Here is a 15,424-nt window from a genome sequence, read left to right as displayed (position 1 = left end):
GGCCTGCGGAGGCAGGGCCGCCACATCCACGGTCTGCAGGTTGGGCTTCTCGATGGCGGCGTCGAGCTTGGCGGGGTCCTGGTCCTTGGCCTTGAGCCGGTTGCTGATGGTGCCGCGCACCGACTTGGCCCGGATGGCCACGGGCGGCCAGGCGTGCGACTGGGTGCGGTCGTCCCAGCGGCCGGCGTGGAACACGGCGTCGGACGGATCAAGCTTGCGCTCGAAGGCCAGGACGGAAGCGGTGGTGAGTTTGTCGGTCATGGTATCAATCCTTGGTTGAATGTCCGGGAGCGGTAGTGGCGATGCGTACCCATACGGGATCAGGCAAAGGCGTCTGCGTCATCCCATTCGGCAGAGGCATCGGCCGCGCGCTCTTCCGTATCCACGGACGGGTCGGGCCGGTAACCGCTGCGGCAGCGGTACAGGCCCAGCGTTTCGTCGGTCTCGGCATGCCACAGGAGTTGCTGCAGGCTGTTCAAGCGGTGCGGGCTGATCCACTGGCCCAGCGAATAGACCGATTCCACAAAGCGCACAGGAGCCTCGGCGTCGCGGGCGTTGCGCACGCAGCCGGCCGCGTGCAGGTCCCCCAGCGCTGCATAGCCCACGGGGATGGGCACCACCCAGCCGCTGCCTTTGGGGCGCAGCGGGTCTCCCCACTCGATCTTTCCATCGGGCACGGGCGCCCCATCCTTGCAGGGCAAAGGTTGGTGGTTGAATCGGACGGCATGCAGCCACGCGTCCAGCACACCGGCGTGCGGCCGGCTGGTACGCAAATGCTCCAGGCGTGCGGCCAGCAGGTCGTCGCGGCCCACGAGCGCAAAGCCGGGCAGCCATTGGCGACGCCACAGGCGAAACAGCCTGCTGGCTTCCTGCGGTTCATCGGGGACGATGCCGATCCACGGCCGCACCCGCTTGCCCGGCACGGGGCGCGAGGGCAGCACGCTGCCGCCGGCCACGCGCATGCCCGCCAGCGTCTCCCCCACCGCGTGGGCCCACGCGGCGAGCTGCGTCTCGTTGCCCTGCACCAGCGCCGGCGCGGCGCTGGGGGCTTTTTTTTCGGACACGCTCAGCACCAGCGTGATCTCCAGGTGCATGCGCCCTTCTTCCACGATGGCGGCAGTGCTGCCGTCCTTGTCCACAGGATTGCGCGTGAGGTTGAAACTGCGTACATAGCCTTCAGTGACCTGTTCCTGGTAGCGGTGGCATACCACGCCCGTGCCATGCAGGCGCAGCGGCACGCCAGCCTGGGCCAGCCTGCGCTCCAGGGCCCACATCAGGCCAGTGAAGGCGGTGATGGACGGAAAGCCATGCGTGAGCGGGCTGCCGATGGCGTTGGCGTTCTGGATGCGCAGGCGGGGCAGGACCAAAACGGCCTGGGGTGAGGGATGGCTCATGTGTCTGTCTCCTCTTCGGCCACCAGTTCCGCAGAGGTCTTGCGGCTGGGGATGTACTGCGGTGCATTCAGCTTGTCGCGCAGCTCGCGCAGTTGCTGCTTGAAGCCGTCCTCCTCGGTCAGTAGCAACTTCTTCCACTCGCGGAATTCGACATCACCCACCTGAAGCCGACCGCGCAGCTGGTCGTTGAGCCAGTGCGCGAATCGCCGGCCGATCTCCGCTGGCCAGTCCATTTGCAGCCATTGCCGTGCGAAATCGGTTTCCTCGGGCAGTTCGGTCCGCAAGGGGTCGAGCCAGAGTTTCTCGTCAACGCCCAGAGCCTCGAACCGCTCGTGGTCCCTGGTCCAGCCAGCGGGCTGCGACTGTTGGATCTCGGCCGCCATCGACACCAACTCGTCGAGCAACGTGTCGACAAAGGCCTCGCGACGCTGCCGCGTGGCCAGGTTGGGTTCGGGGTCGGATTCCAGGAATTGCCTGAGTGCGCTGACGGTCCTGCGCACTTCGGGGCGGGCGATGAACAAGCGGTCGAAGACCGATTCCGCCTGGACAGGAAGCCGCTGCGTGCTGGGCATCCACTTCGGCGGCAGCGACGACAGCAGGTAGTTCACGCCCCGGCGTTCGCTGTTGAGCTGGCTGATGTTCTGCGGCTTGGTTCCGCCCATCTTCTGCACCGCCAGGCGGGGATGGTCGCGGTACACGCCGTCGTGGGCTTTGCGCTCCTTCTTCGCCTGGCGAGCGGCCTTGTTGGCCTCGCCGAAGCGGGCCTCCTGTACTTGGGCGTACACGGCGTGGGCCAGCGAGGTGGCGTACAGCGGGGCCAACAGGATGTAGTCGCCATCTGCACAGGCGTCGTCGCCTGTCAGCCAGTACAGCTGCTTGGCCAACGCGTGGCTGCTCGGCCCCTCGGCGCGCGGCTGGGTGAGCGAGACGAAGGCCTCGCGCAACGCCTGGGCCCGCGCCGGGTCGGTGTGCAGCGCGGCCAGTGCATCGAGGTCCTGCGCCAGCAGCGCCGTGAGCAGGCTGCGGCCGTTCACTTCCAACTTGAGGAATTTGTATACATCCAGCGCAGCGGCGTTGCCCACCACGTCGCTTGCGAAATCTTCGCCCAGCGCGTGGGTGCCCAGTTCGTCCAACGGGGGTAGATGGACAGGCTCCACGTAGAGGTTGGTGCCGCGCGCATCGGGGTGGATGGGCTTGAGGCAGTGGGTCACCACCTGGATTTGCGCTGCACGCCGGGCAGCGTCTTCGATCCAGACAGAGGGTTGATGTTGCGCCAGGAGTTCATGGCGCTTGGGGTCGTCATCCTTGAGCTTTTCCAGCTTGGCGTGTAGGCGCTCGGAGATGAACGCCTCAATGGCTTCCTTCCACATCTTCCCTCCTCTACAATACAGTATCCACGATACGTGGATTTTTCTGCTTTGGCTAGAGCAGCTCAGAAAACGATGCGTGGGTTTTTCATCGCAGCACGTTCTCGCTGCCGCATAGGCAGTTTGCCGAATACCGGTAACCGGTATAATCCTCTTGCGTATGGCCATCCTCTCGTTCAAGTGCCAGGACACCCAGCGTCTGTTCACCAGCGGCAAGACACGCCGTTTCGCCAACATCCAGGCCGTGGCGGAGCGCAAGCTGGCGCAATTGGACGCAGCGCAGACGCTGGATTTCCTGCGCAGCCCTCCGGGCAACCGTCTGGAGCCGCTCAGCGGTGATCGCCGAGGCCAGCACAGCATCCGCATCAACGATCAATGGCGCGTGTGTTTCGTCTGGACGGACAAGGGCGTGGCCGACGTGGAAATCGTGGACTACCACTGAAACCATGACCACCTGCCGGCAGCTCCCCAGGCCGCTCGCAATGAGGAGAAAGTTATGTTCAAGAACGGCATGCGCCCCATCCACCCTGGTGAAGTCCTGCGCGAGGACTACCTCAAGCCCATGGGCATGAGCGCCAACGCGCTGGCCAGGCAGTTGCACGTGCCGGCCTCGCGCATCAACGACATCGTTCTGGAGCGGCGCGGCATCACGGCCGACACCGCGCTGCGGCTGAGCCGTTTCTTCGGCGGCGATGCACAGTCGTGGCTGAACCTGCAGACGGCTTACGACCTGCGCGTGGCCGAACTGGACGAATCGCTGCAGACGGCCGTGCAGGCGGTGCACCCGATGCAACTTCGCCCGGCCTGATCGCATCACGTCTTGGCCGTGAAGCCCAGGGTGTGGTGGAACCACCAGCCGTGCCTGCACCGGGGCAGGCTGGCGGTGGCGTAGCGCTCAGCGCACTCCCGCAGAGACAGGCCCCGCGCCTGTGCCAGGGCGGTCAACTCGTCCATCAGATCGACCTGGGGCCAAGTGGAGATGGTGGGGGAGGTGAGCGCCGCTGGCGGCACGGGGCTGCAGAGGCTGTCTTGCACGCACACGTACAGCCTGTCGCCGCGGCGCGGACTTTCATCGACGCGGTGCAGCAACAGCTCTTGTTCGTCCTCGTCAGGCAGCAGAGCCACATCGTCGCGTGGCTGCGGGTCGTGGCGGAAGCGCTGGTACTGCGGCAGCAGGCCGGTCAGCCACAGATGGCCAGGATGGGCCCAGTGCAGGCTGGCGGCGCGCACGGGAGCGGTGGTGTATTTGCTGGCGGCAGAACGCTGCAGCATCGCGTCGCGCATGCGCTCGTGTTCCAGGTCGACCAGGTTGTGGCTGGGGTGGTACTGGCTGGTGGCTGCCGCAATGCGTGGCTGCGCGTCCACCGCCCATGGCGCATTGCCCTGCACGGTGCGCGCCATCAGTTCGCGCAGGCGGTGCGAACGAAGATGGAAATGCCGGGCCGCGTCGGCGCAGTCGGGGGCTTGCGGGTCCATCTCGAAGCCCGGCTTGCAAAACGCGGCCTTGCCAGGTTTTTCGTAGTGGCGCAGATTGCTGTCCAGCACCACCACGTTCACGCCAGCCACGGCCCCGGCCCGGTGTCGCCGCACCCGCCCGGCCAGCTGGATGAACGAGCGCATGGATGAGGGCTCGACCACGGCCCAGTCGTAGTCGTGGTCGCGGCCCACTTCGGTGACCGGGCTGCCCAGCACGATGAACAAATGGTGAGCTTCGGGGTGGGCATCCAGCAGCGCACGCAGGGCCGGGCGCTGCAGCGCAGGGTCTGCTCCTTCACTGCCGCCGCGCCGGTTGAGCACGGTGTCGAGATGCCGCTCGATGGCCGATCGCAGCAGCAGCGGGAACTGCGAGTGGTACACGCACAGATGGACACGCACGCCGGGCGCCGGAGCGCCTTGGCGATACATGGCCAGCGCCACGTCGAACAGCGGGGCGATGTTGGCCATGCGGATCAGGCCCAGGCTCACCCGCTTGCCGCTGGCGGGATCACAGAGGTGGTTGTGCGGCTGTTGGTGCAGCTGCCACGCCTGCTCCAGCACCAGGCGCGCAAATTCGGCGCGGCGCTCCGTCTTTCCCAAGCCACCCCAGGTATCGGGCAATGGCGCAATCCGGGCCAGGCGGCGCACCTCGGCCTGCGCCAGCCGGACCACGCGCTTTTGCACGTACTGCGCGTGCGTGCTGCGGAAACCAGGGACGTCGGCGCACTCTTGCACGGTTTGGTGGAATTCGTCGATCCACAGACAGCAGATGCTGAGCGGCTCTTCAGGTCGTGCGCTGCGGTGCTGCTGGTGTACCGCACGACCGGCGCGATAGGCCAGGTACAGGCCTTCCACCAGCGCGGGCGGCAGGGTGGCGGACGACAGCAACACCCGGCTGCCCAGCAAGCCCGCCCAATGCACCAGCCGCGTGAGGGCGGGCAGGTCGGCCATGTCGAAGTCATCAGGCTCATCCAGCACCAGGTCGCCGCTCAAGAGGCGCAACATGGGCGCGATCTGGCGACCCCCGCGCAGGCTTTCGGTGGCCGGGGTGAGGTGGTCTACGGTGCATACCAGCAACGGCGCGGCGATCAGGGCGCGGACCTTGGCGTCATCGGTCAGGCGCTGCAGCAGCGGATGCTGGTCGTTGCCCTCGTAGAGCACACTGCCCGCTTCATCGGTCAGGTCCTGGCGCGACGCGGAGCCGGTGGCTTCGGCGCGCTGCTCCCAATACTCGAACAGCGCCCGGCTGGCGACGCCGCCTACCTGGATGGCGAGATGCTCGTCACCCAGGCCCAGGTCGCTTTGAAAGCTGCGCCCGGTCTGCAGCGTGAGCGTACGCAGCCCGATGGCAAAGGCACAACGCATGCCGGTCGCCGGATCCGCCAGCGCGTTCATGATGCGCGCATTGCCCAGCGTCTTGCCGCAGCCTGTGGACGCCATGTTGACGATGAAGGCGCCCTGCGCCGCCGCCCGCTCGCGCACGCTGGCAGCCAGGTCGGCGGCCTTGTCCTGCCAGGCAAAACGGGGATCGGCGCTGCGCTTCTTGAGCGGCTTGTGGTTCTTGAGCGCGGGCAGGCTGCGCACCAGGCTGGGCAGGGAGCGTGCCACCAGGGTGGCGTGGGCCTGCACGCCCAGCAGGTGCTCGTCCAGGGTCTGGTTGAAGACCGGACCTTGGCCTTTGCCCGAGGTGCGCTGAAAGCCATCCCTCTTGAAATCTCCACGCAGCGTGTTGGCGTACAGCTTGCAGCCGGGCTGGAGGTAGGGTTGGCGCCTGGCCGCGTCGCTGATGCTGGAGTAATGGTGGTCGGCCAGCATCAGGCACAGGCGCGACAGGTGCATGGCGAGGGGATCGTGCAGTACCGGACCGCTGGAGGAAGGCCGTGACAGCTCCAGCAGCTTGAGGGCGTAGCGTGCAGCCTGCCTGCGCCAGGCGGCATTGGCGACGGGCAGGCCGTGCGGAAAGTGCCAGTGCGCTTTGACGGTGGCGGGCTCGGCCTGCTCCCGGGGTTCGTTCCAGTCGGCGTTGATGCGGGCCTGGATTTGGTCCAGTTCATTGGCATTGACGAAGCCGGGTCGTGCGCCGAAGCGTCGCCAACGGCCGCGGGGCAGGTCGATATCCTCTTCGTCGCCGCCTCTGGCCTGCTCGACGGGCATGCAGGGCAGTCGGTGGTGGGTCAACACCAGCCAAGCTACGGCCTGCGCCAGCGGCGGGAGACAGGCAAATGGCAAATGCGCTGCGGCCTGGGGCTCTTCAATGCCGTCTCGCAGCAGGCGCCCTCGTGCATGGTCCAGCCACAGCGATTCAAACGCGCCAACATCCGTATCCGTCCCGGTACAGGCTCCCAGCCGCTGCAGCCAGCCCGCGTCGTCATCGCTGCCCACGAATGCTTGAAACAACCGCACCGACACCCACTCGTGCCGATAGTGGTTGCGCTCGCGCAGGCCCGGGTTGCTCAAACGCTCCTGAAACGCCTGCGTGGCCTTGCCCAGGTCGTGCAGCAGCGCAGCCAGGGCGGCGAGCGCCGTCATCAAGGGCAGGTGGTGCCAAGTGTTTTCGTCGCCTGCACGCAGCACGTTGCCGGCCGTGGTGTTGGTGGGCACGGCGCCCTCGGCGTTGAACTGGCGCGCATCGCCCACCACCCACAGCAGCTCGCTGTGGTCGCGTCCGCGAATCCAGTGGCAGGCCACGGCCGTGTTCTTGCGCGCGCTCTGGCGCAGCAGTTTGCGTACGCTGTCCAGGCCGGCCTGGGTGATGGGCGTCTGCCAGGTGCGCTCGCCGCGGCGCTCGGCGAACTGGTCCAGGATGCGGCGCGTCTCGGTCAGTGCGCGCTTGGTGCATTGGGAGACGAAGAGCACGTTCATGGAGTCGGCTCCGCAGCGTCGGCCAGCCGCGCCGTGTCGACGGCGATCTGTTTGAGGGTGTCGATGATGAAGTCCAGCGATGCGCTGCGCGTGAACGCCTCGATGCACTGGCGCCGGAACTGCTGCTCGTCGTCGCCGCGCATGGCCGATAGGAAGGCCTGCGGCAGTATGGCCGCGTCCTTGACCAGATCGGCGGCGTCGAACACCAGCCCGCCACGCCGTGTCTTGCCGTGCAGCACCGCCAGGCCGTGCGGCAGGCCCAGCACCCAGGTGGCGGTGGCGCCCAGGCCGTAGGCCAGATAGTTGCCGTGGTCGAGGAAGCGGTTGGCCGCATCGGTACCCGTGCCGCGCTTGGCTCGGGTGAATTCGCCATAACCCACAGCGTCGACGGCCAGTTTGAACAGGGCCTTGGTCAGGCGCGCCTCGTCGGTCAGCAACGCGGTCACGTTGGGTGCATGGGCGATTTGCACGATGAACTGTTGCACCAGCGCCGTCAGGCGCTCTGAGTCCGGTGCAAAACCCGCTTCGCGCAGGGCGCGGGTGTTCCAATGGGACAGCAACCGCTGCAGGCGCCAGGTTTGCAACTGCCGGGCGGCGTACAGCCGCAGTTCATCATCGAACCAGAATTTCACCCACGCCTGCAGGTATTCCGTAGGCCGATATTCGCTTTGCGGAGTCAACCAGGCGACTTCCACGTCCACTTCGTTGGCGCTGAACAGCGGCGTCCCGCCGCCACCGCAAAAGCCGACCAACACGCCCGCCTTGGCCAATTCGCGCATGGCGGCCTGGGTGATGGATGTTCCCGTACCCAGCAGGATGCTGGTGGTGTTCGCGATGGGAATGTTCCAGTACAGGCTCTTCTTGCCAGCTTCGGTCACATACTCCACGCGTCCACCATTGACGAGCACGCGGCAATGCTCCAGGTAATAGACGTTGGCGCGCTGCGAATGCAGGATGGTTTTGAGGTCGGACGGGGCGATGTCTTGCATTGGGGCAGTATGCGGATCCCAACGCGCGTGCCGCATCGACAGAAACCCAAAGACGAGAAACGGGCCTGCCCCAGACTTCATGCAGACCGCCCGGCGTGGGCGAGGCCTTGCCGGCCGCCTGGCCCCGCTCCTACCGCACGAACCGCTCCAGCCGCCGCACCCCCTCCAGCAGCCGCTCGCCGTCGGACGTCGCGTGGCACCAGCGCAGCCAGCCCCGGCCCTCCGGCCCGAAGGCATTGCCCGGCGCCAGGCCCAGGCCGGCCTCGCGCACCAGCCGCTTGGCCAGCGCCAGGGAATCGTCCTGCCCCTGCAGGCGGAAGAACACGTACATCGCCCCGCCGGCTTCCGGCACCTCCACGCCCGGCACGGCGCGCAGCGCCCCGCTCAACAGCCGGCGCGTCTCGACCAGCCCGGCGCGCAGCTGCGCGATGTGCGCCTCGCCCTGCGCGAGGGCCGTGGCGGCGGCGCGCTGCACGGGCTCGAAGATGCACGAGAAGTTGTATTCGATGACCTTGCCCAGGGCCGCTTCCAGCGCCGGCGGCACCACCATCCAGCCCATGCGCCAGCCGGTCATCAGCCAGGCCTTGGAGCAGCTGTTGACCGAGATGATGCGGTCCTCGGCATCCGCATGGCGCAGCAGCGAAGGGGCGCTCCTGGCCACCGGGTCGTACACCAGCCGCTCGTACACGTCGTCGCTCAGGATCCAGATGCCCCGCTGGCGGCAGTGCGCCAGGATGGGCGCGAGCGCCGCCTCGTCCAGCGTCCAGCCGGTGGGGTTGTTGGGCGAGTTCAGCACCAGCATGCGCGTTTCCGGCGTCAGCGCCTCCAGCAGCCGGTCCAGGTCCAGGCTCCAGCGCCCGTCCCGCACCTGCAGCGGCACGCGCTCGACCTGCGCGCCGAGGATGCGCGGCATCTCCAGCAGGTTCGGCCACAGCGGCGTCACGGCCACCACCCGGTCGCCCGGCGACACCAGCAGCTGGTTGGCCAGCATCAGGCCCATGTCGCCCGAGGCCACGGCGGCGATGCGCCCGACCTCGAAGCCGCGCCCGTGCAGGCGCTGCAGGTACGCGGCGATGCCCTCGCGCAGCCAGGGGCGACCCAGGTTCTCGCTGTAGAAGGTCTCGCCCGAGGCGAGGGATGCGATGGCGGCGTCGCGGATGAACTGCGGCGTCGGCTGATCGGACTCGCCGAACCAGAAGGGCAGCACATCGGGCCGGCCCATGCCGGCGTTGGCGACTTCGCGAATCAGCGATCCGCCCAGGTCCTGGATGGCGGGGCGCGGCTGGGCCGAGGGCGGTGGGGTGGGGGCGGTGTGGGCGTCCATGGAGCCCATTGTGCAGCCTCGCCCGTCCGGCTGCTGGGCGCCTCTGTCAGCCGCGCGCCGCGTTCAGCGCAGCGCGCGTGGCCTGGGCGGCGGCGCGCGCCGCTTCCTTCCAGTCCTCGCCGTCCGAGGCGTAGAGCACGGCGCGCGAGGAGTTGACGATGATCGGCCCCTCGGCCGTGAACCCGGCGCGCACCGTGGCGGCCGCGTCGCCGCCCTGCGCACCCACGCCCGGGATGAGCAGCGGCAGGGTCGGCGCAAGCTGGCGCACGCGCGCGATCTCCTCCGGGTAGGTGGCGCCCACCACCAGGCCGAGCTGGCCGTTCCTGTTCCACGGCCCCTGCGCCTGGCGCGCGACGTGCTCGTACAGCAGCGGCTGGCCCTCCACGCTCGCCAGGCGCTGCGCCTGCAGGTCGTCGCCGCCGGGGTTGGAGGTGCGGCACAGCAGGAAGGCGCCCTTGCCCGGGTACTGCAGGTAGGGCTCGATCGAGTCAAAGCCCATGAAGGGCGAGAGCGTGACCGCATCGGCGCCGTAGCGCTCGAAGGCCTCGCAGGCGTATTGCTCGGCGGTGCTGCCGATGTCGCCGCGCTTGGCGTCCAGGATGATCGGCACGTGCGGCGCGCTCACGCGCATGTGCTGCATCAGGCGCTCGAGCTGGTCCTCGGCACGGTGCGCGGCGAAGTAGGCGATCTGCGGCTTGAAGGCGCACACCAGGTCGCAGGTGGCGTCCACGATCGCGGCGCAGAAGTCGTAGATGCGCCGCGCGTCGCCGCGCAGCGCCCCCGGCAGCCGCCGGGGCTCTGGGTCCAGGCCCACACACAGGAGCGAATCGTTGCGCGCCATGGCGCCCTGCAGCATGTCGAGGAAGGTCATGGGCGGGAATTCTAGGGCGGGGCCACGCCGGCCCGGCCGCGGCCGCACAATCCGGCCCATGCCCCAGCTCTCGCGCCGCCAGCTCACCATCCTCGTGCTCCTGACCCTGATCTGGGGCTTCAACTGGCCGGTCATGAAGCTGGGCGTGGCCGACATCCCGCCACTCACCTTCCGGATGCTGTCGTTCTGGCTGGGCCTGCCTTTCATTGGCCTGGTGCTGCTGCGGCGCGGCGAGTCCTTTGCCATCCCGCGCGCCTGCTGGCCGCGCGTGCTGCTGCTGACGGTGGTGAACATGGTCGTCTGGCACTCGCTCATGATCCTGGCCATCCCCTTGCTGTCGAGCGGGCGGGCGGCCATCCTGGGCTACACCATGCCGATCTTCTCGGCAGTGATCGGCAGCCTGGCCTTCGGCGACCGGCTGGCCGGGCGCGGCTGGGCGGGGGTGCTGGCGGCGGCGGTGGGGGTGCTGCTGCTGCTGTGGAACGAGATGGAGGCGCTGGGCGCCAGCGCCCTGGGCGTGGGGCTGATGCTGACCTCGGCCGCTTCCTGGGCGCTGGGCACGCAGCTGCTGCGCCGGCTGCACGTGCCGGTGCCGCTGCTGACGCTGTCGTTCTGGATGGTGGCGCTGACCTGCGTCGTGCTGACGGCGCTGGCCTTCGGCTTCGAGCGCGCGCGCTGGCACATGCCGGGGACGGCGGCCGTGGCGTCGGTGCTCTACAACGGCCTGCTGGCGCTGGCCTTCGCCCAGGTGGCGTGGTTCTTCCTGGCGCGCACGCTGCCGCCGGTGGCCTCCACGCTCAGCGTGATGCTGATCCCGGTGATCGGCGTGTTCAGCGGGGCGCTGTGGCTGGGCGAGGTATTGCGCTGGCAGGACTGGACGGCGGTGGTGCTGATGGCCGTCGCGATCGCCTCGGTGCTCTGGCCCTCCCCGACGGCGCAAGGGGCGAAAAAGACGCCCTGACGCCGCCGCCATACCCGCAATCGGCAATGCGGCTGTAGGAATAAGCCGTCAATCAACTACGACAGCCTGGCGCTGTCCTTTCCGGTTTTCATCATCCAGGACGCGATGAAGTTCGTCGACCTGGTGCACGCCATCAAGCCGAACCCGGTCACCGACGTGCCGCAGGCGTGCCTGCAGCTGTCCGAGGACAGCGAGCCGCAGGGCGTGCTGAACGCCCGGGACGGGGCGGACTTTCCGCAGAATTTCGCGGCCGCGGCCGCGGCCGCGCAGCAGCGGTTCTGTGACCGGGTGTAGGCCGCCGGGCCCGGCTGCGATCCGGGGAAAGGCGCGGCCACCGGCAAAAAAGGGGATGCACGGGAGTGCATCCCCTTTCCTGTCTGCCTGCCCGCACCGGCGTACCGGGCGGGCTGGGCGGCGCGGCCGACTGGCTTCAGTAGACGTCGTGCTGCGTGTTGTAGACGTTGAAGTGGCCCGTCGGGGTGATCAGGCGCGGGTCCTTGATCACCTTCTTGAGCTTCAGCGTCTTGTCATCGACCACCACCAGGGCGCTTTCCTTGTCCTTGGCCGACCACACGGCAAACCACACCTCGTCGCCCGCCTTGTTGTACTCAGGCTGCGTGACGCGCTTGGCGCCGCCGTCGTCGGCAAGGCCCGCCCACTCGGCGATCGGCAGCGTCTGGTAGCCCTTGTCCAGGTTGTTGATGTCGAACACCACCACCGACTGCGAGATCTTCGGATCGGGGTTCAGCGGGGCATCCGACCACAGGTTGGTGGACTTCGGATGGGTCTTGACGAACAGCGCGCCGCCGCCCGGGCCCTTGAGCTTGGCCACTTCCTTGAAGGCGTACTGCGGGTGTTTCTTCGGGTCGGTGCCGATCAGCGAGATGGTCTCGTCGCCCAGGTGGCCGGTCGCCCAGACGGGGCCGTACTTGGGGTGCGTGAAGTTGGCGCCGCGCCCGGGGTGCGGGATCTTGCCCACGTCCACCAGACCCGCCAGCTTGCTCTCCTTGGTGTCGATCGCAGCAATCTTGTTGCTGTTGTTGGCCGCCACCATGAAGTAGCGCTTGGACGCGTCCAGCCCGCCGTCATGCAGGAAGGGCGCCGAGCCGATCTCGGTCATCTTGATGGCGTCCAGGTTGGAGTAGTCCACCATCAGCGTCTTGCCCGTTTCCTTGACGTTCACGATGAACTCGGGCTTGTAGTGCGACGACAGGATCGAGGCCACGCGCGGCTCGGGGTGGTATTCCTGCGTGCCGACCACCATGCCGCGGGTCGAGACGATCTTGAGCGGCTCCAGCGTGTCGCCGTTCATGATGGTGAACTGCGGCGGCCAGTACGAGCCGGCGATCGCCAGCTTGTCCTGGTAGCCCTTGAACTTGGAGGTCTCGACCGAGCGCGCCTCCAGGCCCACGCGGATCTCGGCCACGTTGTCGGGCTTTTCCATCCACAGGTCGATCATGTTGATCTTGGCGTCGCGCCCGATCACGAACAGGTAGCGCCCCGAGGCCGACATGCGCGAGATGTGCACCGCGTAGCCGGTCTTGACGATGTTGATGATCTCCTTGGTGTCGCCGTCGATCAGCGCCACCTCGCCGGTGTCGCGCAGCGTGGTCGAGAAGATGTTGTCCAGGTTGTAGCTGTTCATCTTCTTCTTGGGCCGCGCCTCCGGCGGCACGATCACCTTCCAGGTGTTCTTGGCGTCCGCCAGGCTCCACTCGGGCGGTGTGGGAGGGTCCTGCTGGATGTAGCGCGCCATCAGGTCCACGGTGGCCTCGTCGAAGTCGCCCGAGGTCTGCCAGTTGGGCATCCCGGCTGGCGAGCCATAGGCGATGAAGACCTTGAGATAGTCCGTGCCCTTGGGCAGCGTGACGTCCGGGGTGAGGGGCTTGCCGGTGGCGCCCTTCCTGAGCACGCCGTGGCAGCCGGCGCAGCGCTCGAAGTAGATCTGGCGCGCGCGGTCGAATTCCGCCTGGGTCATCTTCGGCGCGTTCGGGTTCGTGCTCTGGTACATGGGCACGTCCGCCAGCGGCGAGGAGCCGGCCTGGTAGTTCAGCTCCGGCTTGGTGACTTCCTTCTCGTGCTGGGCCATCGCGCCGAGTGCCAGGGTGGACAGGGCCAGCGCCGTCAGGCGGGCCAGCGTGCGGGGTTTCATGAGGCGACTCCTTGGGATGTTGCCGCTGCCCGGATGCCGGAGCACGAAAGAGCAAGACGAGCGCCCGCTGCGGGCTGCGGCAGTCATGGAACAGCGGGCATTGCAGGCATGTTGTCGTTCCCAGCGCAGGTCATGGTTGACATGGATCAAATATTCATCAGCAGTGAACTTTTAAGCAACAAAGCCGTTTTGCTAACGTTGTCAAGCGGCCAATAATGGCTCGTGCCCCTGGTTTTCCCTAGCTGATGGACCTTTCCATGCCCTCGCTCTCCCGCCCCGCCCTCCGCCCGGCCCCGACCCGCCTGGCGCTTCTCGTCGCCCTGGCCTGCCTGCACCTGGGCGCGCACGCGCAGTCCGCGCCGGCCGCCTCGGCCATCCAGGGCACGCTGCCCGAGATGGTGGTCAGCGGCTCGCGTCACGAGCAGGTGGCCGACGAACTGCCGCTGTCCTACGACGTGATCGATGCGCGCACCCTGAGCGATGGCCAGGTGCGCAACGTGCGCGAGGCGCTGCAGGAGCTGCCCAACACCTCCGTGCGGCTGCTGCCCTCGCGCTTTTCCGTCACCGGCGTGACCTCGGCGACGGGGCGCGACGGCAACGCCGGCATCAACATCCGCGGCCTGGGCGGCAACCGCGTGCTGCTGATGGTCGATGGCGTGCGCCTGCCGCGCAGCTACGCCTTCCGCACCACGGTGTTCGACCGCGAATACCTGTCGCTGGAGCTGCTCAAGCGCATCGAGGTGGTGCGCGGGCCGGCCTCGGCGCTGTACGGCTCGGACGGCATGGCCGGGCTGGTGCACTTCATCACCCATGAGCCGGCCGACTTTCTGAAAGGCCGCGATGGCCAGCCGGACAAGGCCCTTGGCGGTCGCGTCGCCGCGGGCTGGAGCGGCGACGACCACGGCCGCACGCTGGCCGGCACCGTCGCCGGCCAAGCGAGCGAGAGCCTGCAGTGGATGGTGACGGCCAGCGCCCGGCGCGCGCACGAACTGGACAACCGCGGCGACGTGGACACGCCCGACAGCCGGCGCACCCGCCCCAACCCCCAGTCGGACCGCGACGAGGCGGTGCTCGGCAAGATCGTGCTGACGCCCCACGCCGGCCAGCGGCACGTCGTCACGCTGGAGCACGTCGAGCGCCGGCAGGACATCGAGCTGCTGTCCAGCCGCGCGCCGCTGCCGCTCACCGGCACACCGGCGCAGATCGCCGGCGCGATCACCGGCGAAGCCTCCGAGCGCAGCATGCAGCGCGACCGCCTCGCCTGGAGCGCGCGCTTCGAGCTGGGCGCATCCTGGGCCGACCAGGTGCAGACCACGCTGGCCTTCCAGAAGTCCGCCTCGCGCCAGATCGGCACCAGCGAGCGCCAGGCCCTGCCGCTGCGCGTGCGCGACAACCGCTACGACGAGCGCACCTGGCAGGCAGGGCTGCAGGCGGAAAAACTCGTGCGCAGCGGCGCCTGGGCGCACCAGATCACCTACGGCCTGGACCACGTGAACAGCCGCATCACGAACCTGTACGACGGCCTGAACCCGGCGCCGCCGGAAGTCTTCCCGCTCAAGCGCTTTCCCGACACGCGTGAGACGAGTAGCGCGCTGTACCTGCAGGACGAGGCTGTGCTCGGCGACTGGAGTTTCACGCCGGGCCTGCGGCTGGACCACTTCGCGCTGGACGTGACCAGCCAGGCGGGCTTTCATCCCCCAGCCAGGCAGCCAGGCACCTCGCTGTCGGGCTCGGCAGTGTCGCCGAAGTTCGGCGTGCTGTGGCGCGCCGCGCCGCAGTGGAGCCTCTTCGGGCAGTACGCGACGGGCTTTCGCGCGCCCGAGGCGGGCCAGGTGAACGGTTACTTCGAGAACTTGGCCGAGCACGTCGTCATCCTGCCCAACGGATCGCTGAAGCCCGAGAAGAGCCGCGGCTTCGAGCTGGGCGTGCGCGGGCGGCTGGAGCGGCTGCAGCTCGATGCCTCGGTGTTTCGCAACCGCTACTCCAACCTGATCATGGACGCGGCATTGATCAGCGGCAGCGGCACGG

The 15,424-nt window shown here is 68.0% G+C and carries 13 protein-coding genes; 5 read left to right on the top strand and 8 right to left on the bottom strand.

The annotated features are described in order from the left end of the window. From A612_RS14070 to csy1, 3 genes are all read right to left on the bottom strand, one after another. Positions 1-261 (bottom strand): type I-F CRISPR-associated protein Cas7f/Csy3 (locus tag A612_RS14070; protein WP_040437025.1); only part of this gene is annotated, 261 nt, incomplete at its 3' end. A 59-nt stretch (positions 262-320) separates the two neighbouring features. Further along, positions 321-1,394 carry a type I-F CRISPR-associated protein Csy2 gene (gene csy2, locus A612_RS14065; protein WP_040437023.1) on the bottom strand — a complete coding sequence of 358 codons (1,074 nt, stop codon included), beginning with the start codon at positions 1,392-1,394 and terminating at the stop codon, positions 321-323. Next, entirely contained in the window at positions 1,391-2,764 is a 1,374-nt protein-coding gene (gene csy1, locus A612_RS14060) for a type I-F CRISPR-associated protein Csy1 (protein WP_019375094.1), read from the bottom strand. Before csy1 ends, csy2 begins: the two co-directional genes overlap by 4 nt. A gap of 157 nt (positions 2,765-2,921) precedes the next feature. On the opposite strand from csy1, the gene A612_RS14055 reads away from it, so the two are divergent. After that, a complete protein-coding gene (locus A612_RS14055) occupies positions 2,922-3,203 on the top strand; it encodes a type II toxin-antitoxin system RelE/ParE family toxin (protein ID WP_019375093.1) in 282 nt (93 codons plus the stop codon). 54 nt (positions 3,204-3,257) lie between these two features. Beyond that, positions 3,258-3,569, top strand: coding sequence for a HigA family addiction module antitoxin (locus A612_RS14050; protein WP_019375092.1), 312 nt, complete (start codon positions 3,258-3,260; stop codon positions 3,567-3,569). A gap of 5 nt (positions 3,570-3,574) precedes the next feature. On the opposite strand, the gene cas3f is transcribed toward A612_RS14050, so the two are convergent. The 4 genes from cas3f to pyrF form a co-directional block, all read right to left on the bottom strand. Beyond that, a complete protein-coding gene (gene cas3f / locus A612_RS14045) occupies positions 3,575-7,099 on the bottom strand; it encodes a type I-F CRISPR-associated helicase Cas3f (RefSeq protein WP_019375091.1) in 3,525 nt (1,174 codons plus the stop codon). Then, complete coding sequence (cas1f, locus tag A612_RS14040; RefSeq protein ID WP_019375090.1) at positions 7,096-8,088, bottom strand: type I-F CRISPR-associated endonuclease Cas1f; 993 nt, start codon at positions 8,086-8,088, stop codon at positions 7,096-7,098. Before cas1f ends, cas3f begins: the two co-directional genes overlap by 4 nt. Positions 8,089-8,218: 130 nt before the next feature. Beyond that, positions 8,219-9,412 carry a pyridoxal phosphate-dependent aminotransferase gene (locus tag A612_RS14035; RefSeq protein ID WP_051001513.1) on the bottom strand — a complete coding sequence of 398 codons (1,194 nt, stop codon included), beginning with the start codon at positions 9,410-9,412 and terminating at the stop codon, positions 8,219-8,221. A gap of 46 nt (positions 9,413-9,458) precedes the next feature. Next, the gene (pyrF, locus tag A612_RS14030) at positions 9,459-10,283 is read right to left on the bottom strand and encodes an orotidine-5'-phosphate decarboxylase (RefSeq protein WP_019375088.1); all 825 of its coding nucleotides are present in this window, start codon (positions 10,281-10,283) and stop codon (positions 9,459-9,461) included. Between the two features lie 58 nt (positions 10,284-10,341). On the opposite strand from pyrF, the gene A612_RS14025 reads away from it, so the two are divergent. Continuing rightward, complete coding sequence (locus A612_RS14025; RefSeq protein WP_019375087.1) at positions 10,342-11,244, top strand: DMT family transporter; 903 nt, start codon at positions 10,342-10,344, stop codon at positions 11,242-11,244. Positions 11,245-11,295: 51 nt separating this feature from the next. After that, a complete protein-coding gene (locus tag A612_RS14020; RefSeq protein ID WP_110012142.1) occupies positions 11,296-11,538 on the top strand; it encodes a catalase in 243 nt (80 codons plus the stop codon). 136 nt (positions 11,539-11,674) lie between these two features. Here the strand turns inward: A612_RS14020 and A612_RS14015 are convergent, their stop codons facing one another. Further along, the gene (locus A612_RS14015; RefSeq protein WP_019375085.1) at positions 11,675-13,396 is read right to left on the bottom strand and encodes a nitrite reductase; all 1,722 of its coding nucleotides are present in this window, start codon (positions 13,394-13,396) and stop codon (positions 11,675-11,677) included. Positions 13,397-13,653: 257 nt separating this feature from the next. On the opposite strand from A612_RS14015, the gene A612_RS14010 reads away from it, so the two are divergent. After that, positions 13,654-15,424: TonB-dependent receptor domain-containing protein (locus A612_RS14010; protein WP_019375084.1), on the top strand; the 1,771-nt coding region annotated here is incomplete at its 3' end.

The sequence above is a fragment of the Melaminivora alkalimesophila genome, from assembly GCF_000282995.1.
GTDB lineage: Bacteria > Pseudomonadota > Gammaproteobacteria > Burkholderiales > Burkholderiaceae_C > Melaminivora > Melaminivora alkalimesophila.
The sequence above is the reverse complement of the archived record's forward strand: the minus strand, read 5'-3'. Positions and strand labels throughout refer to the sequence as shown.